This window comes from Actinokineospora sp. (assembly GCF_050699995.1).
Lineage (GTDB): Bacteria > Actinomycetota > Actinomycetes > Mycobacteriales > Pseudonocardiaceae > Actinokineospora.
In genome coordinates this window covers 1-20,173 of record NZ_JBOHGC010000474.1, presented here as the reverse complement: position 1 = coordinate 20,173, position 20,173 = coordinate 1, and the positions used below count along the sequence as shown (strand labels likewise).

At 69.2% G+C, this 20,173-nt stretch carries 18 protein-coding genes and 1 riboswitch; of the genes, 6 read left to right on the top strand and 12 right to left on the bottom strand.

Going from position 1 to position 20,173, the window contains the following annotated elements:
• Nucleotides 1–9 precede the first annotated feature (9 nt).
• On the bottom strand, nucleotides 10–1,779 hold the full coding sequence (locus tag ACRDSQ_RS23680; protein WP_431424119.1) for an ABC-F family ATP-binding cassette domain-containing protein: 1,770 nt from the start codon (nucleotides 1,777–1,779) through the stop codon (nucleotides 10–12).
• Nucleotides 1,780–1,968: 189 nt separating this feature from the next.
• Between ACRDSQ_RS23680 and ACRDSQ_RS23675 the strand changes: the two genes are divergently transcribed.
• The gene (locus ACRDSQ_RS23675) at nucleotides 1,969–2,493 is read left to right on the top strand and encodes a hypothetical protein (protein ID WP_431424118.1); all 525 of its coding nucleotides are present in this window, start codon (nucleotides 1,969–1,971) and stop codon (nucleotides 2,491–2,493) included.
• Nucleotides 2,494–2,495: 2 nt separating this feature from the next.
• Here ACRDSQ_RS23675 and ACRDSQ_RS23670 read toward each other — a convergent pair whose 3' ends face one another.
• From ACRDSQ_RS23670 to ACRDSQ_RS23630, 9 genes are all read right to left on the bottom strand, one after another.
• Nucleotides 2,496–3,461: a 4-(cytidine 5'-diphospho)-2-C-methyl-D-erythritol kinase gene (locus tag ACRDSQ_RS23670; protein ID WP_431424116.1), complete on the bottom strand. Its 966-nt coding sequence runs from the start codon at nucleotides 3,459–3,461 to the stop codon at nucleotides 2,496–2,498.
• Between the two features lie 107 nt (nucleotides 3,462–3,568).
• Entirely contained in the window at nucleotides 3,569–4,573 is a 1,005-nt protein-coding gene (locus tag ACRDSQ_RS23665; RefSeq protein WP_431424114.1) for a methionine ABC transporter ATP-binding protein, read from the bottom strand.
• Nucleotides 4,574–4,777: 204 nt separating this feature from the next.
• Nucleotides 4,778–4,868, bottom strand: a riboswitch (SAM riboswitch).
• A 90-nt stretch (nucleotides 4,869–4,958) separates the two neighbouring features.
• A complete protein-coding gene (gene rsmA / locus ACRDSQ_RS23660; RefSeq protein WP_431424112.1) occupies nucleotides 4,959–5,837 on the bottom strand; it encodes a 16S rRNA (adenine(1518)-N(6)/adenine(1519)-N(6))-dimethyltransferase RsmA in 879 nt (292 codons plus the stop codon).
• 174 nt (nucleotides 5,838–6,011) lie between these two features.
• Nucleotides 6,012–7,478, bottom strand: a complete 1,467-nt coding sequence (locus tag ACRDSQ_RS23655) for a ubiquitin-like domain-containing protein (protein ID WP_431424111.1) — start codon at nucleotides 7,476–7,478, stop codon at nucleotides 6,012–6,014.
• Nucleotides 7,479–7,665: 187 nt separating this feature from the next.
• Nucleotides 7,666–8,526, bottom strand: a complete 861-nt coding sequence (locus ACRDSQ_RS23650) for a TatD family hydrolase (protein ID WP_431424109.1) — start codon at nucleotides 8,524–8,526, stop codon at nucleotides 7,666–7,668.
• Nucleotides 8,523–10,313: a methionine--tRNA ligase gene (gene metG, locus ACRDSQ_RS23645; protein WP_431424107.1), complete on the bottom strand. Its 1,791-nt coding sequence runs from the start codon at nucleotides 10,311–10,313 to the stop codon at nucleotides 8,523–8,525. The genes ACRDSQ_RS23650 and metG overlap by 4 nt, the downstream gene beginning before the upstream one ends.
• A 53-nt stretch (nucleotides 10,314–10,366) precedes the next feature.
• Nucleotides 10,367–11,359, bottom strand: coding sequence for a DUF4185 domain-containing protein (locus ACRDSQ_RS23640; RefSeq protein WP_431424105.1), 993 nt, complete (start codon nucleotides 11,357–11,359; stop codon nucleotides 10,367–10,369).
• Nucleotides 11,356–12,174: a 16S rRNA (cytidine(1402)-2'-O)-methyltransferase gene (gene rsmI / locus ACRDSQ_RS23635; protein WP_431424103.1), complete on the bottom strand. Its 819-nt coding sequence runs from the start codon at nucleotides 12,172–12,174 to the stop codon at nucleotides 11,356–11,358. The genes ACRDSQ_RS23640 and rsmI overlap by 4 nt, the downstream gene beginning before the upstream one ends.
• Before the next feature lie 9 nt (nucleotides 12,175–12,183).
• Nucleotides 12,184–12,615: a hypothetical protein gene (locus ACRDSQ_RS23630; protein WP_431424102.1), complete on the bottom strand. Its 432-nt coding sequence runs from the start codon at nucleotides 12,613–12,615 to the stop codon at nucleotides 12,184–12,186.
• 157 nt (nucleotides 12,616–12,772) lie between these two features.
• Between ACRDSQ_RS23630 and ACRDSQ_RS23625 the strand changes: the two genes are divergently transcribed.
• Entirely contained in the window at nucleotides 12,773–14,338 is a 1,566-nt protein-coding gene (locus ACRDSQ_RS23625; protein ID WP_431424100.1) for a dolichyl-phosphate-mannose--protein mannosyltransferase, read from the top strand.
• On the opposite strand, the gene ACRDSQ_RS23620 is transcribed toward ACRDSQ_RS23625, so the two are convergent.
• The gene (locus tag ACRDSQ_RS23620; protein ID WP_431424099.1) at nucleotides 14,289–14,513 is read right to left on the bottom strand and encodes a hypothetical protein; all 225 of its coding nucleotides are present in this window, start codon (nucleotides 14,511–14,513) and stop codon (nucleotides 14,289–14,291) included. The genes ACRDSQ_RS23625 and ACRDSQ_RS23620 overlap by 50 nt on opposite strands.
• 86 nt (nucleotides 14,514–14,599) lie before the next feature.
• Here ACRDSQ_RS23620 and ACRDSQ_RS23615 point away from each other — a divergent pair, with 86 nt between their 5' ends.
• Complete coding sequence (locus ACRDSQ_RS23615) at nucleotides 14,600–15,553, top strand: GlxA family transcriptional regulator (RefSeq protein ID WP_431424098.1); 954 nt, start codon at nucleotides 14,600–14,602, stop codon at nucleotides 15,551–15,553.
• A gap of 37 nt (nucleotides 15,554–15,590) precedes the next feature.
• Here ACRDSQ_RS23615 and ACRDSQ_RS23610 read toward each other — a convergent pair whose 3' ends face one another.
• Nucleotides 15,591–17,504 (bottom strand): serine/threonine-protein kinase, encoded by a 1,914-nt coding sequence (locus ACRDSQ_RS23610; RefSeq protein WP_431424096.1) that lies wholly within the window; start codon nucleotides 17,502–17,504, stop codon nucleotides 15,591–15,593.
• A gap of 203 nt (nucleotides 17,505–17,707) precedes the next feature.
• On the opposite strand from ACRDSQ_RS23610, the gene ACRDSQ_RS23605 reads away from it, so the two are divergent.
• The 3 genes from ACRDSQ_RS23605 to ACRDSQ_RS23595 all read left to right on the top strand — a co-directional run bounded on the left by ACRDSQ_RS23605 (nucleotide 17,708) and on the right by ACRDSQ_RS23595 (nucleotide 20,144).
• Nucleotides 17,708–17,920, top strand: a complete 213-nt coding sequence (locus ACRDSQ_RS23605) for a KTSC domain-containing protein (RefSeq protein ID WP_431424095.1) — start codon at nucleotides 17,708–17,710, stop codon at nucleotides 17,918–17,920.
• Between the two features lie 58 nt (nucleotides 17,921–17,978).
• On the top strand, nucleotides 17,979–19,346 hold the full coding sequence (locus ACRDSQ_RS23600) for a dihydrolipoyl dehydrogenase family protein (protein WP_431424094.1): 1,368 nt from the start codon (nucleotides 17,979–17,981) through the stop codon (nucleotides 19,344–19,346).
• A gap of 114 nt (nucleotides 19,347–19,460) precedes the next feature.
• Nucleotides 19,461–20,144 carry an LPXTG cell wall anchor domain-containing protein gene (locus ACRDSQ_RS23595; RefSeq protein WP_431424093.1) on the top strand — a complete coding sequence of 228 codons (684 nt, stop codon included), beginning with the start codon at nucleotides 19,461–19,463 and terminating at the stop codon, nucleotides 20,142–20,144.
• Nucleotides 20,145–20,173 lie beyond the last annotated feature (29 nt).

Here is a 20,173-nt window from a genome sequence, read left to right as displayed (position 1 = left end):
TTAGTTGGCCTACTCGGCTAGTTCAGCGACTTCCAACCACCGGAGTTCGACCTCTTCTTTGTCCGCGACGACCTTGCGCAGCCCGGCGTCGAGTTCCAGCAGCTTCGCGGGCTCCGTGGCGGCCTCGGCCAGCGCCGCGTGGAGCTTCTTCTCCTTGGTTGTCAGCGTCTGCATCTGGCGTTCGAGCTTCGCCAGCTCCTTCTGCGCCGCCCGCCGCTCGGTCGCGCTCGACTTCGTCGCGGGACCGCCGCCGGACTTGCGGGGCTCGGCGGCGGTGATGGCGGCCGTGCGGATGCGCAGGTACTCGTCGATGCCGCCGATCAACGGGGAGATCTTGCCGTCGCCGAACAGGGCGACGACCGAGTCGCAGACCCGCTCGACCAAGTACCGGTCGTGGGAGACCACCACCATGGTGCCCGGCCACGAGTCGAGCAGGTCTTCGAGCTGCTGCAGGGTGTCGATGTCCAGGTCGTTCGTCGGCTCGTCGAGGAGCAGCACGTTCGGCTCGGCCATCAGCAGCCGGGCGAGCTGCAGCCTGCGCCGCTCGCCACCGGACAGGTCGCCGACCGGGGTCCACTGCTTGTTCGCCGGGAACCCGAAGCGCTCCGCGAGCTGCGAGGCCGACAGGTCCTGCTTGCCGAGAGTCACCCGGCGGGCGACCTCCTCGATCGCCTCCAGGACCCGCTGCTCGGGCGGCAGCTCACGCAACTCCTGGGTCAGGTGCGCGAGCCGCACGGTCTGGCCCTGGATCCGTTTGCCGGTCGACGGCTCGGAATCACCCGCGAGCAGTCGCAGCAGCGTCGTCTTGCCCGAGCCGTTGACGCCGACCAGGCCGACCCGGTCGCCCGGGCCGATGCGGTAGGTCTCGTGGTCGAGGATCGGCTTGTCCCCCGCCGCGATGGACACGTCCTCCAGCTCCAGCACCGTGCGGCCGAGCCTGCGCTTGGCGAAGGCCAGCAGCTCGACACTGTCGCGCGGCGGCGGGACGTCGGAGATCAGCGCTTCGGCGGCCTCGATCCGGTAGCGCGGTTTCGACGTGCGCGCGGGGGCGCCGCGGCGCAGCCAGGCCAACTCCTTGCGGGCGAGGTTGCGGCGCTTCTCCTCGATGGTGTCGGCGAGCCTGCCGCGCTCGGCGCGGGCGTAGATCCAGTCCGCGTAGCCGCCCTCGTACTGCTCGACCTTGCCGTTGACGACTTCCCACGTGCGCGTGCAGACCGTGTCGAGGAACCACCGGTCGTGGGTGACGACCACCAGCGCGGTGCCCCGGCTGATCAGGTGGTCGGCGAGCCAGCGCACACCCTCGACGTCGAGGTGGTTGGTCGGCTCGTCGAGGATGACCAGGTCAAGCTCCTGCACCAGGGTCGCGGCCAGCGCGACCCGGCGCCGCTCGCCGCCGGACATGGTGTCGACCGGGCTGTCGAAGCCCAGCGTGGTGATCTCCAGGCCTTCGAGGATCGAGCGGGCGCGCGGGTCGGCCGCCCACTGGTGCTCCTCGGTGATGCCCAGGGGTTCGAGGACCGCGTGCCGCACGGTCGAGTCCTTCGGCAGCTCCGTGCGCTGGGTGACCACGGCCATCCGCAGGTCACGGACCCGGCTGACCCGGCCGGAGTCCGCGGGTTCGATTCCGGCCAGCACCTCGAGCAGCGTGGTCTTGCCGCCGCCGTTGAGCCCGACGACGCCGATCCGGTCACCTTGGCCGACGCCCAGGGACACCTCGTCGAGCAGGGGCCGGACGCCGAAGCTCTTGCTGACGTTCTCCAGGTTGACCAGGTTGGCCATCTACCTGCACTTTCGCCGGGATCGGATGAAGCTCGCGAAGGGCAAAGCTACCAACCGGCCGGGCGCGGCCACCGGTCCGCCCAGCCGCACCGACAATCGCGCAACGGTCTGAGCACGCTCTGTGCAATTGGTTTGAAAAGCCCCCTATGCCCCTATATTGACGGGCAGTCCGACCGACTGGGAGGTGAAATGTCCGTAGCTCGCTGCGGCATCCGGATCACCGCCGCCATCGCGGTAATGATCTTGACCGTTACCGGGTGTTCCAAAGAACGCCCGAGTGACGAGGCCACGCAAGCCGCCGACCTGGGCAGGCAGATCGTCATTCGCTCGGATGGGAGCCCGACGCTCGCGAACCTGTGGGTCGACAGCGTCAAGCCCGTCAAGTGCACGGAACCGGGGAGCCTGGAGCCGAACAACGGCCACTACCTCGCCGCGACGATCGTGTTGCAGACGACGCAGGAGTACCAGCCCGACTGGGGCTGGTGGATGAGCGCGACGGATTTCGCCACCGAAGACAATGAAGGCAAGGTCACCGGCCGGGGCATCTTCACCTCTTGTCTGCCGCAGCACCGGTATCTGCCGGACGATTTCTACCTCGCCGATTCCGGCTACTACGGAGTCGTGTTGATCGACTCCAGCAGTGAGCACGGGGTGCTCACCTACAAGCCGCACAACATGCCCGACGACGTCAAGGGCTGGCGCTGGAGCTACTAGCGCTAGGCGTGGACCTGGGGAGGGATCGGGCGGGGAGTCTCGTCTCCGCCGATCACCCTGGCGCCCGGATGCGGGCCATGGGCAACGCGGACGGTCCGGCACACGCCAGCGCCCGCCAACTCAGCCGCCACGCGCAACGCCGACTCACCGTCTGAGCAGAGGAACGCGCAGGTCGGGCCCGATCCGGACACGGTGCCTGCCAGGGCTCCCGCGCTGACGCCTGCCCGCAGGGTGCGGCGCAGGCCGGGCCGCAGCGACACCGAGGCGGCCTGCAGGTCGTTGCCGAGCAGGAGCGCCAGCTGACGCGGGTCGCCGGTGGCCAGCGCCTCCAGAACGGGCTCGACCGCGCCGATGCGCGGCGGGTCGCCCTCCTCGCGCAGGCGGTCGAGTTCGGTGAACACCTTCGGCGTGGACAGGCCGCGCCGGTCGAAGGCCAGCACCCAGTGATAGGTGTGCCGGGACAACACCGGGACCAGTTTCTCGCCGCGGCCGGTGCCCAGCGCGGTGCCGCCGTAGAGCGTGAACGGCACGTCGCTGCCCAGCTTGGCGCAGATGCCCGCCAGCTCGTCGCGGGTGATTTCGAGCCGCCACAGCGACGCCAGGCCGACCAGGGTCGCGGCGGCGTCGGCGCTGCCGCCCGCCATGCCGCCGGACACCGGGATGCCCTTGTTGATGACCACCCGGATCTTGGGCTCGTCCGGATCGCGCCCGACGTACCTGGCCAACTCCTGCACCGCGCGCCACGCGAGGTTGCTCGCACCCGTGGGCACCGCGTCGGCGCCCTCGCCATGCACCTCGACGCCGGGCTCGTCGGCGATCGCGACCGTGACCTCGTCGGTCAGCGAGAGCGCCTGGAAGATCGTGGTCAGGTCGTGATAGCCGTCCGGGCGGAGGTCACCGACGGCAAGGTGGAGGTTCACCTTGGACGGCACACGGACGGTCACCGGTGGCGGAACGACAGCGAGCACGCGGCAAGCCTACGGCCACGCTCGCGCGTCCCATGTTCCGGACAGCGCCCGGAACGACGGGGTGCGGCGCGGGCGCGGAAACCCGGAGTCGAGCGGCTGGGTCACGGTCAGGCGGCCTGCAGGTGCGGGGTGACGGTGGGCTGGTGCACGAGGGCGCCGCGCTCGGCGATCCAGGCCAGGGCCGCGTCGGCCCGGGCGCCGTTGACGCCGATGAGGAACCGGGCGACCGGGGTCTCGCCGACCCTGGTCAGGCCGCCACCGACCACGGAGATGGCCGAGTCGAAGCGGGCGCCCGCCTCGGGCAGCAGCGCGCCGACGGCGGCGAAGCCGACCAGGATGACTTCCGCGACCCGGTCGTGCCTGCCCGCGGCGGGCACGCCGTCGATCTCGGGGAGCAGGGTCCGCGCGACCCGGCTGTTCGGGTTCTGGATCAGCGAGAGCAGCTGCCCGCTCTCCTGGATCCGGCCCGCCGAGAGCAGCGCGACGTCGTCGGCGATGCGGCGGACGACGCCGGCGTCGCTGGTGGCGATGAGGACGGTCGAGCCCAGCTCGGCGCGGGCGCGGTCGAGGACGGCGAGGACACCGGCGGTCGCGTCGGCGTCGAGCCCCTTCGTGGGGTCGTCGGCGAGGAGCAGACCCGGGTCGCCGACGAGGGCGCGGGCGACGGACACCCTGGCGCGCTGGCCGGGGGTCAGGGCGTCGGGGTAGGTGGCGGCCTTGTCGGTGAGGCCGATGAGGTCGAGCAGCTTGCCGACCCGGTCGCGGCGCTGCGGGCCGTCGATCCCGGCCTGCTCCAGCGGGATGGCGATGTTGCCCGCGGCGGTGCGCTGCGGCAGCAGGTCGCCGTGCTGGATGACGCCGATGCGCCTGCGCGCGGCCCGAAGTCTGCGTGGGTCGAGGGCGGCGGTGTTGTAGCCCTCGACGCGGATGACGCCGCTGTCCGGGCGTTCCTGCAGGGAGACCAGGCGGGCGAGGGTGGACTTGCCGGAACCCTGCGGGCCGACGACGCCGGTGATCGTGCCCGCGGGCACCTCGAGGGTGACGTTCTCGAGGGCGAGCACCGGGCCGGTGTCGCCGTGGAAGGACTTGGTGAGGTTTTCAACGGTGATCATGGGTCTTCTCCAACGCGGCGTGACCCACGTGCCGGAACGTCCAAAGGGGACAATTCGGACAGGTGAAGTCGAGGGGTGACTGGCGAAAGTACGAGCTGGGGTGCGCTAGTTAGCTAGCTACGTACATTCGTCGACATGCGGTCACGGTCCGCCGGCATTGGTCGATGACTCGCCTGCTGGTCAGGATTCCCATCTTGCCTAGTTCCTCCATCGCTCCTGGCGGTAGCACCTGCCCAACGATGGGTGGTTGCTGCGGCGTCGCAGAGCCAGATCTCTCAGCCGCTCGGGATGGAATGCACCACGAGTACACCCGATCACGGGGGTGTCGCGCAAGCCGCCAATAGCAGTAGAGGGGCAACGTCACATTTTGGCGGTGGCACCAGCCTCAGCGCTGGGCGGCGATCCGGACGAAGTCGTCCACGGTGAGCTGCTCGCCGCGCAATCCGGGGTCGACGCCCGCGGTGACAAGGATCTCTTCGGCGCGGGCGGCGGAGCCCGCCCAGCCGCTCAGCGCCGCCCGCAGCGTCTTGCGCCGCTGCGCGAAGGCCGCGTCTACGACGGCGAAGACGGTCTGCCGATCGGCCTCGGGCGTCTCGCGGCGGGTCATGAGGACCAGCGCGGAGTCGACGTTGGGCACGGGCCAGAACACCGATCGCGGCACCGTGGCGACCCGTTTCGCCTCCGAGTACCAGGCGACCTTGACGCTCGGGACGCCGTAGACCTTGCTGCCGGGTCCGGCGGCCATCCGGTCGGCCACCTCGGCCTGGACCATGACCAGCACCGTGCGCAGCGACGGCAACTCGGCGAGGAGGTGCAGGACCACGGGAACGGCGACGTTGTACGGCAGGTTCGCCACGAGAGCGGTGGGCGCCGCCGGGAGTTGGTCGGCCCGGACCCGCATGGCGTCGGCTTCGAGAACGTGCAGGCGGTCTTTGAGCTCCGGGGCGCGCTCGGCGACCGTCGTCGGGAGCTGCTTGGCCAGGACCGGGTCGATCTCGACGGCCAGCAGCGCTTTGCAGGCCGGGAGTAGGGCGAGGGTCAGCGAACCGAGGCCGGGGCCTACCTCAAGCACGATGTCGTCGTCGGTGAGTTTGGCGACGGTGACGATGCGGCGGACCGTGTTGGGGTCGTGGACGAAGTTCTGGCCAAGCTTCTTGGTCGGGCGGACGTCAAGCTGTTCGGCGAGCTTTCGCACGTCCGCGGGGCCAAGGAGAGTCACCCGCTGAGCGTACGCAATGCCGTCGTTCGGGTTATCCACAGGCATGATCCACATCGGCCTGGATGTCGCCCCTCGCCGATAGACTGGCCAAGGGCAGGCCCCCAGGGCGGGTGGGGTTTGCGCCGGCGGGGGGTTGACGCACTTATGCGTGGGATGTGATCACGGTCACTAAACAAGAACGGCCACCCGGTTTGGGCGGCCGTTCTCGGTGGTAGGTGGTTAGCGGGGCAGTCCGAGCTTGCTGGCGCAGTGCGGCCAAGCGCTGTAGCCGCCTCGGGCATCGCGGAGCTTGGTGGCGATGGCGATCTGCTGCTCGCGGGTCGCCTGGTGCGGGTACGCGGCGTACTGGCTGCCGCCGTAGGCGTCCCAGGTGCCCTTGTTGAACTGCAGGCCGCCGTAGTAGCCGTTGCCGGTGTTGATGGCCCAGTTGCCGGTGGCCTCGCAGTGCGCGAGCCGGTCCCAGACCTCGCCGTCCGGGATGACCGGGACGGGGGGCTTCTTGGTGCCGACCTTCACGATCTTCGGCTTCGGCGCGATGGTTTCCTTCGCGCCGATTTCCTCGCGCTTGACTTCCTTGCCGTTTTTCTGGGTGATGCGGTAGGTCGCGATGCGCTCGCCGGGGGCACCCGGGTCGACGATCGTTTCCTTGCCCTTGTCCATCTCCGGGTCGTCGATCTTCTGCACCGGGGGCGCGACGGGCTCGGTCAGGTTGACCACCGTCACGCCGGTGCGGCTGATCCGGACCTCGGCACCGGAGGTGATCTTGAGGTCGCCGCCGGGGGTGATCGCGTCCTCGGGTCCGAGCGTCAGCTTCAGCTCGTCGAGGAGTTCCTGCACGGTGACGGCGTTCGTGGTGATCGGCGCGGGGGCGTTGCCGCCGTCGAAGAGGGTGATCGCCTTCGCGGTCTTGATCTCGACGGCCATGCCTTCCAGCGGCACGTGCGAGTCGTTGCCCGCGGAGATCCAGGCGCCCGCGACGGGGGCATTGGCCTGCTTGAGGGCCTCGCCGAGCGTGGTGGCGCGGACCCAGGCGTCGCGCTTCTCACCGTCGACGGTGAGGTGCAGCTGACGGCCGCGCTGGAGGACGATCTTGCCGTCGTCGCCGACCTCGGCGGTCGGGGACGGGCTCAGCGAGTCGTGCTCGCCGATGTTGATGCCTTCCTCTTCCAGCACTTCACCGACGGTGTCGGCGTAGGTGTTGATCTGGCGGGTCTGGCCGTCCACATCGACGGTGACGGAGTTGTTCATCGCGATGGCCGCGGCGCCGCCGCCGACCAGGCTCACGAGTACCGCGGCGATGGTGGCCTTGAGGAACGAGGCCTTCCACCGTCTGACCGCCGTGATGAGTCCGGGAGCGGGCTCGTCCTCGACGGTGAGCAGCCGCGGGCCGGAGGACACCTCGTCGGGGATGACCGGCAGGACCGTGGTCTCGGCGTTGACGAGCCTGATCAGCTCTTCGACGTCGACACCGGCGTGCGCCATGATCTCGTCGGCCTGCGGGCCGAGCGCGTAGCGGACATCGTGGTCGGTGATGCTCAGCGACGGCGAGTAACCCGTGTCGTAGTCCTCGGACGGGAACTCGGAACGCCACGCCGTGAAGTCCCCGTCGTGGCCTTCCGTGCCGACGGTGACCGGCGTGAACCAGTCGGTGTCGGCGGTGAAGCCGTCGGTCTGTTTACCGCTCACAGGATCCATTCCTCCAGGAGGCGGGAGCCGCGTTCCCCACATTGCAAAGCTCCGGATTGATCCGAGACAGGGAGCTGCCTCAGGTCGTTCGGTCACGGGACAGTAACGAGCGCCGGTGGGTTGCGCAAACACATCCAGCAATGTCGTGAGTCCTGTCACATCACAGTCGGCGCAATCGTTCCCCCATTCAGCGCAATTGCTCACCGCCCGGAAGGTCCGATGTCACATCGAGCAACCGAAACACGCGATTTGCGGTTGTGGACACAGAGTTTGCGAGTTCGGCCACATCGATGCCGCGCAGGTCCGCAAGGTCGCGCACGGTGTACGCGACGCAGTACGGCTCGTTCGGGCGACCCCGAAAGGGGTGAGGCGTGAGGAAAGGCGCGTCCGTCTCCACCAGGAGTTGTTCCAGCGGCACGAAAGCGGCCGCCTCGCGCAGCGCCTTCGCGTTGCGGAACGTGACCGGTCCCGCGAAGGACAATACGAAACCTTGATCGACGCAGCGACGCGCAAAGCCGAGGTCACCCGAAAAACAGTGGAAAACCACCGTTTCGGGTGGACCTTCTTCAGTCAGCGCCCGCAGGATGTCCTCGTGCGCGTCGCGGTCGTGGATCATCAGCGGCTTGCCGACCCGCTTGGCCAGGTCGATGTGCCAGCGGAACGCCTCTTCCTGCGCGTCCCGGGGCGAGTAGTCCCAGTAGTAGTCGAGGCCGGTTTCACCGACGGCGACAACCCTGGGCCGCCGCGCCAAGTCCTCAATGACCGCTTTGTCCGAGTCGGTGAAGTTCGCGGTCCGCGTCGGGTGCACCGCGACGGCGGCGAACACCCGTGAGTCCCAAGTGGACGCCTCAGCCGCCCAGACCGCCGAGTGGAGGTCGTCGGCCACCGTGATCACCCGGTCGACGCCGACCGACGACGCGCGGTCGAGCACCTCGACGACCGACGCCAAGTCCTTGGCACCACAGGCATCCAGGTGCGTGTGGGCGTCGACCACCGGTGCCGGAAGCGGTTCCGGCACCGGTGGAAGCTCGCCCTTGCGTGGCGTCACTTGACGATCGGCGCCCAGTCCGGACCGGTCTCGCCGAGTTCGGCGTCGAGCTTGGCGAACAGCGGCGAGGGCTTGTCCAGCGGCCGGCCCACCTCGATGTCCACCGACTCCCATTTGGCCTGGTCACTGGCGTAGTCCCCGGTCAGAACCGGGTACTGCAGGCTCGGATCGTCAAGGTCGGTGACCTCGCGGATCTCCGGCTGCGAGGACCAGACACCCTTGCCGCCCAGCGCCTCGTGGATCTTCTGCGCCGAGTGCGGCAGGAACGGCGTGAGCAGCGTGTTCGCGTCGGAGACGACCTGCAGCGCGGTGTGCAGGATCGTGTCCCGGCGCTCCGGGTCGTCCTTGCGCTTCCAGGGCTCCTCATCGGACAGGTACTTGTTCGCCGCGCCGACAACGCGCATGGCCTCGGTGGCAGCGGCCTTGAAGCGCGAGCGCCGCAGGTTGTCGCCGACGGTGTCGAAAGCCTTGCGCGCCAACGCCTTGAGTTCCGCGTCGGCGGCCGTGGGCGCGGTCGGGGTCGGGATGGCGCCCACGTTCTTGTGCGCCATCGAGATCGACCGGTTGACCAGGTTGCCCCACTCGTTGGCCAGCTCGAAGTTGCTGCGCCGGACGAACTCGTCCCAGGTGAAGTCGGTGTCCTGGTTCTCCGGGCCCGCGACCGAGATGAAGTACCGCAGCGTGTCGGGGCCGAACTCCTTGAGGAAGTCCCGGACATAGATCACGGTGCCGCGCGAGGTGGAGAACTTCGAGCCGCTCATGGTGAGGAACTCGCTGGAGACGACCTCTGTCGGCAGGTTCAGCTTGCCGAACGCGCCGGGCTGTCCGCCCTTGTCGCCCTCGCCGTTCTGCCCGAGCAGCAAGGACGGCCAGATCAGCGAGTGGAAAACGATGTTGTCCTTGCCCATGAAGTAGTAGCCCTGGGCCGGGTCGGTCCAGAACTCCTTCCAGGCGTCGGCGTCGCCGGTGCGGCGGGCCCACTCGACGCTGGCCGACAGGTAGCCGATCACCGCGTCGAACCAGACGTAGAACTTCTTCATCGGCGCGTCGCGCCACCCGTCGAGCGGGACCGGGACACCCCAGTCGATGTCGCGGGTGATCGCGCGGGGGCGCATGTCGCCGAGCAGGTTCTCGCTGAACTTGAGCACGTTCGGCCGCCACCCGGTGCGGGTGGACAGCCACGAGCCCAGCGCGCCCGCGAACGACGGCAGGTCGAGGAACAGGTGCTCGGTCTCGACGAACTTCGGCACCTCGCCGTTGATCTTCGAGCGGGGGTTCTTCAGGTCGATCGGGTCGAGCTGGTTGCCGCAGTTGTCGCACTGGTCGCCGCGCGCGCCGTCGTAGCCGCAGATCGGGCAGGTGCCCTCGATGTAGCGGTCGGGCAGGGTGCGGCCGGTGGACGGGCTGATCGCGCCCATCTGGGTCTTGGCCTGCACGTACCCGTTGCGGTGCAGCGCGAGGAACAGCTCCTGCACGACCTGGTAGTGGTTGCCCGTGGTCGTGCGGGTGAACAGGTCATAGGACAGCCCAAGACCCTGCAGGTCCTCGGCGATCACACGGTTGTACTTGTCGGCGAGCTGGCGGGTGGTCAGGCCTTCTTTGTCGGCCTGCACCGAGATCGGGGTGCCGTGTTCGTCCGTTCCGCTGACCATGAGCACCCGGTGACCGGACATTCGCATGTAGCGGGAGAAGACGTCCGAAGGGACACCGAATCCGGAGACGTGACCGATATGGCGGGGGCCGTTGGCGTAGGGCCAGGCCACCGCGGTCAACACGGGGGCGCTCATGACCGGTTAGCGTACGGACGTCGGTCCGGGCGGGTGCACGGAGGTTGCCGGGTCTAGTTCAGCGTCGTGCGCATCAAGTACACGTTGTAGGGCGACCAGCGCGACATGGCGTAGTAGATGACCGGCCCGTTGGCCGACTCCGGGTGCAGGAACCCGCCGTAGAGGCCCGGGTAGCGCTCACCGTCGGCGACGACCTGGCCGTCGGTCCACGGCCCGGTCAGCTCGCGCGCGGTGCGCAGGACGATGGCGGCCTTCGACTCGTCGAGGTGCAGCGCGAGCCAGCACCCGAAGTGGGTGCTGTAGAGCACGGACAGCTCGGCGACCGGGCCGGTGAACACGGGCTTCGCGGCGAACGGGTCCTTCGGGTGCCAACTCTCGCCGGTCCAGTACTCGTACGCGGACGGCTCCAGGATGTCCTTTGTGGACACGCGGGCCAGGTGGGTGTCCCCCCAGCGGCCGTTCGGGGTGCCCAGGAGATAGAGGTGCTCCCCCTGCTGGGCGAAGGCCCCCATCTGGAACGGGTGGTCGTGCTCGGCGCGGTTGATCCACCGGGAGCGCCACGGCTTGTCCCAGGTGCGGCCGCCGTCGCGGGAGAAGGCGATGCCCGCGTAGTTCGTCACCCACTTGCCCTGCGGTCCCCAGTTCCGCACGGACATGTAGTGCAGGTAGTGGACGCCGTCGATCTCGATGCCCGCGCAGGGGATCACCGTCTCCTCGACGCTCTCGGCGTCGCGGTCGAGGATCTGCCGGGCCATGCCGTCGTCCTGGGCGATCACGGACTCGATCTTGAGACCGTGGTCGAGGTCCCGTTCGGCGACGATGGCGAGGACGTTGCAGCGCCAGTCGGTGTCGTCGTCGGTCCCCGCGCCGTCGCCCCGCCAGCCGGGGCCGTAGGTGTCGCCGAAGACGACGAAGGTGCGGCCCGCGCTGTCGTCCCACATGATGCCGAGGTCGGTGGCGTGGATGCCGTAGCGCTCGGCGGTCAGGTTGGTCGACTCGTGGCCGGTGATCTGGGAGACCAGCGTCGTCTCGCCCACCTCGATCATTTGGCGACCGCCGCGTCGTAGAGGGACTTCTTGCTCACCCCGTGCTCGGCGGCGACCTCGGCGGCCGCCTCCTTCAGCCGGGTGCCCGCCGCGGCCAGTTCACGGACCTGTTCGACGAGGGTCGCCAGGTCGGGGGTCTCGACGGGTTCGGCGCCGGAGAGGACGACGGTGATCTCACCGCGCACACCGTCCTCGGCCCACTTGGCCAGCTCGGCGAGCCCGCCGCGGCGGACCTCTTCGTAGGTCTTGGTCAGCTCCCGGCACACCGCGGCCCGCCGGTCGGCGCCGAGCACCTCGGCGGCGTCGGCGAGCAGGCTCGCGATGCGGTGCGGTGATTCGAAGAAGACAGCGGTGCGCGGCTCGGTCGCCAGCGCGGCAAGCCACTTGCGCCGCTCCCCCGGCTTGCGCGGGGCGAACCCCTCGAAGCAGAAGCGGTCACAGGGCAGCCCGGACAAGGCCAGCGCGGTCGTGACCGCGGACGGGCCGGGCAGGCAGGTGATCGGCAGATCGGCCTCCACACACGCGGCGACCAGACGATACCCGGGATCGGAGACGCTGGGCATCCCGGCGTCGGTCACCAGCAGGACGGACTTGCCCTCCTGGATCGCCTCGACCAGACCGGCGATGCGGCTGGTCTCCACGGCGTCGTAGAAGCTGACCATCCGGCCTGTGGGGGTGACCCCGAGGGCGCTGATCAGGTTTCTGGTGCGGCGAGTGTCCTCGGCGGCGATGACGTCGGCGTTGGTGAACGCCGCGACCAGCCTTGGGGACGCGTCACGGGAGTCACCCAGGGGGGTCGCGGCGAGAACGAGCATCAGCGAAGCCTACTTGCGGAGGGTGACCACCACGGAGCCAAGCTCGCTCGCGCGCCAGTCCGCGAAGTACATGCCGGGCTCGAAGGCGCGGTCGGCCCGTTCCTTGCGCAGGCGCTTCTCCATGCCCGGCGAGAACCCCCGGTACGGATCTTCGGGGATCATCAGGCCGCCGGTGAATTCCAGCGTGTCGATCGTCATCGGTCCCCAGGAGCGCTGGGTCACCCCGACGAAGTCCGACCACGCCAGGGTGATCATCGCGCGGTCCCGCTGGATGATCACGCTGTCGTCGCGGACCAACAGGGTGCGCCCCCGCAGCGTGAAGATCACGGCCGCCGAAAGCAGGACCGCGAATGCCGACGCGAAGATCTGGATACTGTCCAGCTCCAAAGCGCCAGTCACCACAAACGAGCCCACGAACGAGCCGACGATGATGGTGAACATGGACACTCCTGCGCGCAGGAGCACGTAGGACCACCTGGGTCTGTGAGTCACGGGCGCACAATAGCCGCCGCTTCACCTCCCCATTCTGTGAGTGAGTTCGCAGGATCTCGGCCATCCCGACGCGGGGATAACACGTCGCGCCCTACCATCTCCCCTCGTGAGCCTTCTCGTAGCCGAAGACGAGGCCGACCGGGTCGGTCCGGACCCGGCGCCTCGGCAAGCCGACGCCACCGAGTCGGTACGCGACCGGCTGTTGGGCAAGCCGATGCCGACCGACCGACTGCGCGGCTGGATCGTCACCGCCGTCCTCGGGCTGGTCGGCGGGTTCCTCCGGTTCCAGAACCTCGGCAACCCCACCGACAACGGCACCCCCGTCTTCGATGAGAAGCACTACGTGCCGCAGGCGTGGCAGATGCTGCGCAACGGGTGGTTCGAGGACAACCCCGGTTACGAGTTGACCGTCCACCCGCCGCTGGGCAAGGCGCTCATCGCGTTCGGCGAGGCGATCTTCGGCTACAACGGGTGGGGCTGGCGGTTCACCGCGGCGCTCGCCGGTGCGCTGATGGTCGTGCTGATCATCCGCGTCGCCCGGCGGCTGACCAGGTCGACACTGCTCGGCGCGATCGCCGGAATCCTGCTGATCTGCGACGGCGTGTCCCACCTGCAGTCGCGGATGGGGATGCTCGACATCTTCCTCGCGTTCTTCATCCTGGCCGCGTTCGCCGCGCTGCTGGTCGACCGCGACCAAGTCAGGTCACGGCTCGCGGTCGCGGTCGCGGAGGGCTGGGCGGGCGAGTCCGCGTACGGGCCTCGGCTGGGGGTCCGCTGGTTCCGGCTGCTGAGCGGCGTGCTGCTCGGCCTGGCGTTCGGCGTCAAGTGGTCCGGGCTGTACTTCATCGCCGCGTTCGGGCTGCTCACGGTCCTGTTCGACGTGACCGCCCGGCGCGCCGCGGGTGTTCGGCACCCGTGGATCGGCACCGCGCTGCGCGACCTGCTGCCCGCGCTGTGGGCGTTCGTCGGTGTCGCGGCGCTCGCGTATTTGTCGACGTGGTGGGGCTGGTTCGGCAGCGAGACCGGGATCGACCGGCACCTGGAGCCGACCGACGACAGCGGGCCGTGGGGCGTCATCAAGGGCGCGTTCGGGTCGCTGTTCCAATACCACGAGCATGTCCTGAAGTTCCACAGCGAGCTGGTGACGAACCCGGACAAGCAGCACCCGTGGGAGTCGAAGCCGTGGACGTGGCCGATGGGCCTGCGGCCGATGCTCTATTACTACGAGGGCTCCACCCTGGGCTGCGGCGAGGCGAAGTGCGTCGCCGCCACGATGCTGATCGGCACGCCCGCTCTGTGGTGGCTCGCGCTGCCGATGCTGTCGTGGGGCCTGTGGCGGATGGTGGCGCGGCTCGACTGGCGCTACGCCGCGGTCATCACCGCGTACCTGGCGGGCCTGCTGCCCTGGTTCGTCAACCTCGACCGGCAGATGTACTTCTTCTACGTCACGCCGATGGCGGCGTTCCTGGTGCTGGGGCTGGTGCTGCCTCTCGGCCACATCCTGGGCCGGGCTCGGGACGGGGCCGAGCGGCGGGGCACCGGTCTCCTGGTCGTCGCGCTGTATGTGGGCTTGGTGGTGGCCAACTTCGTCTGGCTCTGGCCGATCCTCAACGGTGACTCGATCACCGAGGCCCGATGGCAAGCCGAACTCTGGCTGCCGTCCTGGCGGTAGGGCGCTCACGCGGCTCGGGCCGCGCGGTGCGGAGGTCGGCGGCGACCCGGACGAGGTCGCGGTCTTCGATGTCGGACCGGCCTGCCAGGCGCGGCCGCGGTTCGGGCTGTCGGTGGTGGTTGCGGTCCAGTCCGTAGACCAGAAGGGCGGCGAGGGCGATGAGTACGATTTCCATGGCACTAAGTTTGCGCTGCACTCATTACTGCCACCAGTGGCAGAACTGACCTTGTGCGACAAAATCCTGCCAGCTAGTCTCCAGGCATGCTGAAGAGCGTGGCGGCAGTGCTGATCGACGGCTTCGCGCCGTTCGAGTTCGGCGTGATCTGCGAGGTGTTCGGGATCGACCGAACCGACGACGGCGTGCCGCCCGTGGAGTTCCGCGTGTGCGGGGAGGTGGCGGGCAAGCCGGTCACATCAAGCGTTGGTGTGCCGATGATCCCGCCCCTGGACCTGTCCGCCCTGCAAGGCGTCGACCTGATCGCCCTGCCCGCGTGTCAGATCCGCGACTCCTACCCGCCCGCCGTCCTCGACGCCCTCCGCGCGGCCCACGCGGCCGGCTCCACGATCCTGTCCGTCTGCAGCGGCGCCTTCCTGCTCGGCGCCACCGGCCTGCTCGACCAGCGCCGCTGCACCACCCACTGGCGGCACGCGAGCCTGCTCGCCGAGCGGTTCCCGCTGGCCAAGGTCGACCCGGATGTCCTGTTCGTCGACGACGGAGACATCATCACCAGCGCCGGAACAGCCGCGGGCATCGATGCCTGCCTGCACCTGGTCCGCCGGGAGATGGGCTCAGCTGTCGCGACCGCCATCGCCCGCCGGATGGTCGTGGCCCCACAGCGCGACGGCGGTCAGCGGCAGTACGTGGAACTGCCGGTGCCCGAGTGCACCGGCGACAGCCTGACGCCGATCCTCACCTGGATGGTGGAGAACCTGGCCGAGGACCACTCGGTGGCCGCGCTCGCCGACCGCGCACGGATGTCGGAACGCACCTTCGCCCGCCGCTTCGTCGCCGAGACCGGGACGACACCGCTGAAATGGCTGTCGATGCAGCGGGTGCTGCACGCCCGGACGCTGCTGGAGGAGACCTCGGCGTCCGTGGACGACGTGGCGCACCGCTGCGGGTTCGCGACGGGCGCGTTGCTGCGGCACCACTTCCAGAAGATCGTCGGTGTCTCACCGAAGGACTACCGCCGAAACTTCGCGACACCCCGATAAGCGTCTATCCGAGCTTGTATGGGGCGTTGCGTGATCGCTATCCGGGCAGGTGTCGGGTGCGGTCCACCTTGTCGATCTCGTCGCGGCGGACGATCTGGGTCACCGGGCCCGTCTCCGTGTGGCCTTCCCTTGCCATCCAGTCGCTGAGTTCGCGGGCGACCGCGCGCAGCGTCGGGCGGCGGGCCGGTTCGTTGTCGAGGGAGGCCAGCAGCAGCCTGCGGTGGGCGCTTTGCTGCGGTGTCTGTGTGACGGGTTCACCCTTCGCGGCGGCCATCAGGGCGGCCATCGCGTTCTCGCGGGTGCCGCGTGGGGGTTTGCCGGTCAGGGCGAAGCTCACGGTGGCCGCCAGCTGCCAGGCGTCCGACGCCGGGGTGGCGTTGGCGCCGGCGGCGGTTTCCGAGGCGAGGAAGTCCGGGGTGCCGACCATCATTCCCGTGGCGGTCAGGGTGGAGTCGCCCTGGGAGCGGGCGATGCCGAAGTCGATCAGGTGGGCATTGCCGTCCGGGTCGATGATCACGTTGGACGGCTTGACGTCGCGGTGCAGCACGCCCTTGGCGTGGGCGGCGGACAGTGCGCCCGCCATGGTGATCCACAGTCGGGCGACGGCCAGGTCGTCGAGCGGGCCGCCGGTGGCGACGCGGTCGGCGAGGGGTTGGCCCTCGATGTACTCCATGACCAGGCCGAGGCCCTCGGGCTCGGACACGATGTCGTAGACCCGCACGCAGTTCGGGTGGTGGACCGCCGCGAGCGCCCTGGCCTCACGCAGCATCCGCTCTTCGGTCTCGGCGTCGGGGGCGTGCGCCATCTTCACCGCGACCGTGCGGTCGAGCTGGGTGTCGACGGCCAGCCACACCGTGCCGAACCCGCCCTGACCCAGGGCCCGGACCTTGCGGAAGCGGCTGCCGGACGGCTTGACCGGCGGTGGGGGCGGTGGGGCCGAGCGCGGTGCGAACGGCAGCGGGCCCGGGTCGGCGGCGAGCCGCGCCATCGCGCCGAGGCCTTCGGGATTGGGGTCGTGCAGCGTGGGGTTGAGCGCCGGCGGCACGTAGGGCGCGGGTTTCTGCACCGGCTTCACCGGAACCTGCGGCGGATAGCCCGGGACGTGCGCGGGCGCTTGGTACGGCGGCGGCGGCGCGGGCGGCACATAGGGCGGCACCGGCTTGTTGGGCTGGTTGTTCAGCTGCTGCGGCGTCGGCCGCGGCGGGGTCTGCGGGTGCGGGCCCATGCCAGAGGGCTGCGGCGGGGCGGACTCCGGCTTCTGGTGGCTGCGCTCGATCGTCGACCAGCTCGGCGGCCCGATCACGTAGACCGGGACCAGTCCGAGCACCGAGATCGGCAGGAAACCCAGCCACAGGTGGGACGCGGTGTTGGCCTCGACGGGCACGCTCAGCGCGATCATCAGTGCGAAGGGAACCCAGACCAGCCTGCTCACCCAGCGCGGGCCGCGGCGGGTCGCGGCGCGGGCCTGCAGGATCACGAACAGCAGGCAGATCGCGGGAACGACCACGAGGAAGACCAGTCGCAGCAGGAAGACCGGGGTGTCCTCGAACTTGTGGAAGATGACCTCGTAGACGTTGGCCCCACCACCGAGGTACTCGTCCTGGGCGGCGACCCAGCAGTATTCGTCGTCCATGCTGTCGGATCCGACGAGCGTGACCGTCGGGTCCTTGGTGAAGACACCGCGGAAGACCCCGCTCACACCGTTGAACAACAACCACGGCATCAGGAACGCGAAGAACGCGCCGATCGCGCCGAACACCCCGTAGGTGACCGCGTTGTAGAGGTTGCCGGTGCCCTTGCGGGCCAGCGCGACCGTCACCGAGCCGATGATCGGCAACAGCGCGATCAGCGCTCCGGCCGTGCTCGTCGCCCAGACCCAGTCGCCGGGGCAGAGCCCCGGCCCGAAAAGGCTGTGCGCGAACGACAGCAGGGAAGCCGCGAGGTCCAGCACTTCGAGTACAGCTCCTCTCAAGGCGGCGCCGGGTGCGCCGGAAACCAGCGTATGCCGATCGGCGGCCCGGGCGGGCCGTTCATCCACAGGGACGCCGAACGTGCCGTCAGGGTTGTCCACAGGTCATGAAGTGAGGCAGACGCATCAGGTGTTCGGTGGCAAGGTATCGGTGAGACACCGAGATCGAATCGTGGGCGGGGAAGATGCGCAGACAGGCTCTCGCTTCGGCGAGTGTCGCGTCGGTGGGCTACGACGCGACCACGGAGACCCTCGAGGTCGAATTCCGCAACGGCAACGTCTACCAGTACCTGGGGGTGGCCAAGCGGCTGTACTGGGCGTTGATGTCCGCGCCCAGTGCCGGCGCGTTCCTCAACCGGGAGATCCGCGACAGCCACGAGTTCGTGCGGGTGCGCTAGCGGACCTGCGGGAGCGGGCGGCCGTGGTGGAGTGTTGGTTCCAGAAGGGTGGACACAGATGGCTCTCACCGTCGACATCGCCGTGGTCGGTCTCGGACCCGGCGGCGAATCCGTGGCCACGCGGCTGGCCGAGGCGGGCCTGTCGGTCGTGGGGATCGAAGCCCGGCTGGTCGGTGGCGAGTGCCCGTACTACGCGTGTGTGCCGACGAAGATGATGATCCGCGCCGCCGATGCCCTCACCGAGGCTCGTCGGGTCGCCGACCTGGCCGGGTCCGCCGGGGTGCGCCCGGACTGGGCACCGGTCGCCAAGCGCATCCGCGAAGAGGCCACGGACGACTGGGATGACACCGTGGCGGTGCGGCGGCTCACGAAGGCGGGGGCTCGGTTCCTGCGCGGCCGCGCGCGGATCACCGGCCCCGGCGAACTCGACGTGTCCACCCCGTCGGGCGAGGAACGGGTCACCGCCCGCAAGGGGATCGTGCTCAACCCGGGCACCGAGCCGGTGCTGCCACCCGTGCCGGGGCTGGCCGACACCCCGCACTGGACCAACCGCGAAGCGGTCGCCGTCGAAGAGGTCCCCGAGTCGCTGATCGTGCTCGGCGGCGGCCCGGTGGGCTGCGAGTTCGCCCAGGTTTTCGCCCGCTTCGGCGCGGACGTCACGGTGGTCGAGGCGCAGGACCGGCTGTTGGGGCTCGACGAGCCCGAAGCGGGGGCGCTGATCGCCGAGCGGTTCGCCGCCGAGGGGATCACCGTGCGCACCGGAGCGAAGATCACCTCCGCGAGCCACGACGGCGAGCGGTTCACGCTTGAGTTCGACGGCGCCGACCCGCTCTCCGCCCACCGGCTCCTCGTCGCCGCGGGCCGCCGAACCGACCTGGCCGCATTGGGTGTCGCCGCCGTCGGGCTCGACGACTGGGCCAAAGGCATCAAGGTCGACGAACACCTGCGGGCGGCCGACGGCGTGTGGGCGATCGGCGACGTCGTCGGCGAGGGCGCGTTCACCCACATGTCGATGTACCAGGCGGGCATCGCGGTCGCCGACATCCTCGGCGAGGACTCCCCCGGCGCGAACTACCGGGCGGTGCCGAGGGTGACATTCACCGATCCCGAGGTCGGTTCGGTCGGCCTGACCGAGTCCGCCGCCCGCGAAGCCGGTATCAGCGTCCGCACCGGGGTCGCCAAGATCGAATCGTCAGCGCGCGGCTGGATCCACAAGATCGGCAACGAAGGCCTGGTCAAGCTGGTCGCCGACGCCGATCGTGGAGTTCTTGTGGGCGCGACCTCGGTAGGTCCGACCGGCGGCGAGGTCCTCGGCCTGCTGACGCTCGCGGTGCATGCGGAGGTCCAGGTCAGCGCACTGCGGCGGATGATCTTCGCTTATCCCACCTTCCACCGGGCGGTCGAAGACGCTTTGAAAGATCTCTAATCGGCAACGGGAAGAACACGAACACGCTCGATGGCATACCGGCGTAGTGACCTCGTCCGTTTGGGTGTAGAAATGCCCAGTCGTCGGGGCAGTGGTCACTCTGGGAGTTCACACATGCGCAGGTTTGTCGCGTCGCTTACGTTCACGGCCGTCACTGCGGCCTCTCTGCTGGCCTTCGCGGGCACCGCCGGCGCCCAGGAAGGCCCGCCCCCCGCCAGCGACACCCGCGCCGAGTACTTCGAGAAGAACATCACCCACAAGTCCTGCTCGGACCTGTGGGAAGGCAGCAACTTCGTCTTCGGCGAAGAGAACCCGCCCAAGAAGACGTTCATCGACATCACCGAAGAGGACGTGCCCGAGGGCATCAAGCTGGTCGGCGTGGTCGTCAAGGGCGGCGACGGATACAACAAGTACTCAGCCGACAAGCTCGGTGCGATGCCGTGGGAGAAGTTGCACGCGCCGTACCCCAAGGGCAACACCAAGGACTTCGCCGACATCAGCCACTGGTTCGCCTGTGGCGTCGAGGTCGACGAGGAAGAGCCGACCGAGCCCAGCGAGCCGACGGAGCCCGAGGAGCCGACTTCCTCGACATCGCCGAGCAGCACGACGAACGCTCCGGCTGGCTCGACGACCACCCCGAAGCCCGCCGGCGCCGTGTCGCCGTCCGATGGCAGCGAGCTCCCCGACACCGGTGCGGACGTCGGCTGGATGATCTTCCTCGGCGCCGCGCTGCTGCTCAGCGGTGGTCTGCTGCTGGGTGTCCCGCGCATCCGCAACGCGGTCCTGCGCCGCAACTGATCCACTGACGACGAAGGCCCGGGCGACAC

Excerpts from the sequence above, each read along its gene's own strand:
- ACRDSQ_RS23680 (WP_431424119.1), bottom strand. The coding sequence starts at position 1,779 with ATGGCCAACCTGGTCAACCTGGAGAACGTCAGCAAGAGCTTCGGCGTC.
- ACRDSQ_RS23675 (WP_431424118.1), top strand. The coding sequence starts at position 1,969 with ATGTCCGTAGCTCGCTGCGGCATCCGGATCACCGCCGCCATCGCGGTA.
- ACRDSQ_RS23665 (WP_431424114.1), bottom strand. The coding sequence starts at position 4,573 with ATGATCACCGTTGAAAACCTCACCAAGTCCTTCCACGGCGACACCGGC.
- rsmA (WP_431424112.1), bottom strand. The coding sequence starts at position 5,837 with ATGCCTGTGGATAACCCGAACGACGGCATTGCGTACGCTCAGCGGGTG.
- metG (WP_431424107.1), bottom strand. The coding sequence starts at position 10,313 with ATGAGCGCCCCCGTGTTGACCGCGGTGGCCTGGCCCTACGCCAACGGC.
- ACRDSQ_RS23640 (WP_431424105.1), bottom strand. The coding sequence starts at position 11,359 with ATGATCGAGGTGGGCGAGACGACGCTGGTCTCCCAGATCACCGGCCAC.
- rsmI (WP_431424103.1), bottom strand. The coding sequence starts at position 12,174 with ATGCTCGTTCTCGCCGCGACCCCCCTGGGTGACTCCCGTGACGCGTCC.
- ACRDSQ_RS23630 (WP_431424102.1), bottom strand. The coding sequence starts at position 12,615 with ATGTTCACCATCATCGTCGGCTCGTTCGTGGGCTCGTTTGTGGTGACT.
- ACRDSQ_RS23620 (WP_431424099.1), bottom strand. The coding sequence starts at position 14,513 with ATGGAAATCGTACTCATCGCCCTCGCCGCCCTTCTGGTCTACGGACTG.
- ACRDSQ_RS23615 (WP_431424098.1), top strand. The coding sequence starts at position 14,600 with ATGCTGAAGAGCGTGGCGGCAGTGCTGATCGACGGCTTCGCGCCGTTC.
- ACRDSQ_RS23605 (WP_431424095.1), top strand. The coding sequence starts at position 17,708 with ATGCGCAGACAGGCTCTCGCTTCGGCGAGTGTCGCGTCGGTGGGCTAC.
- ACRDSQ_RS23600 (WP_431424094.1), top strand. The coding sequence starts at position 17,979 with ATGGCTCTCACCGTCGACATCGCCGTGGTCGGTCTCGGACCCGGCGGC.
- ACRDSQ_RS23595 (WP_431424093.1), top strand. The coding sequence starts at position 19,461 with ATGCGCAGGTTTGTCGCGTCGCTTACGTTCACGGCCGTCACTGCGGCC.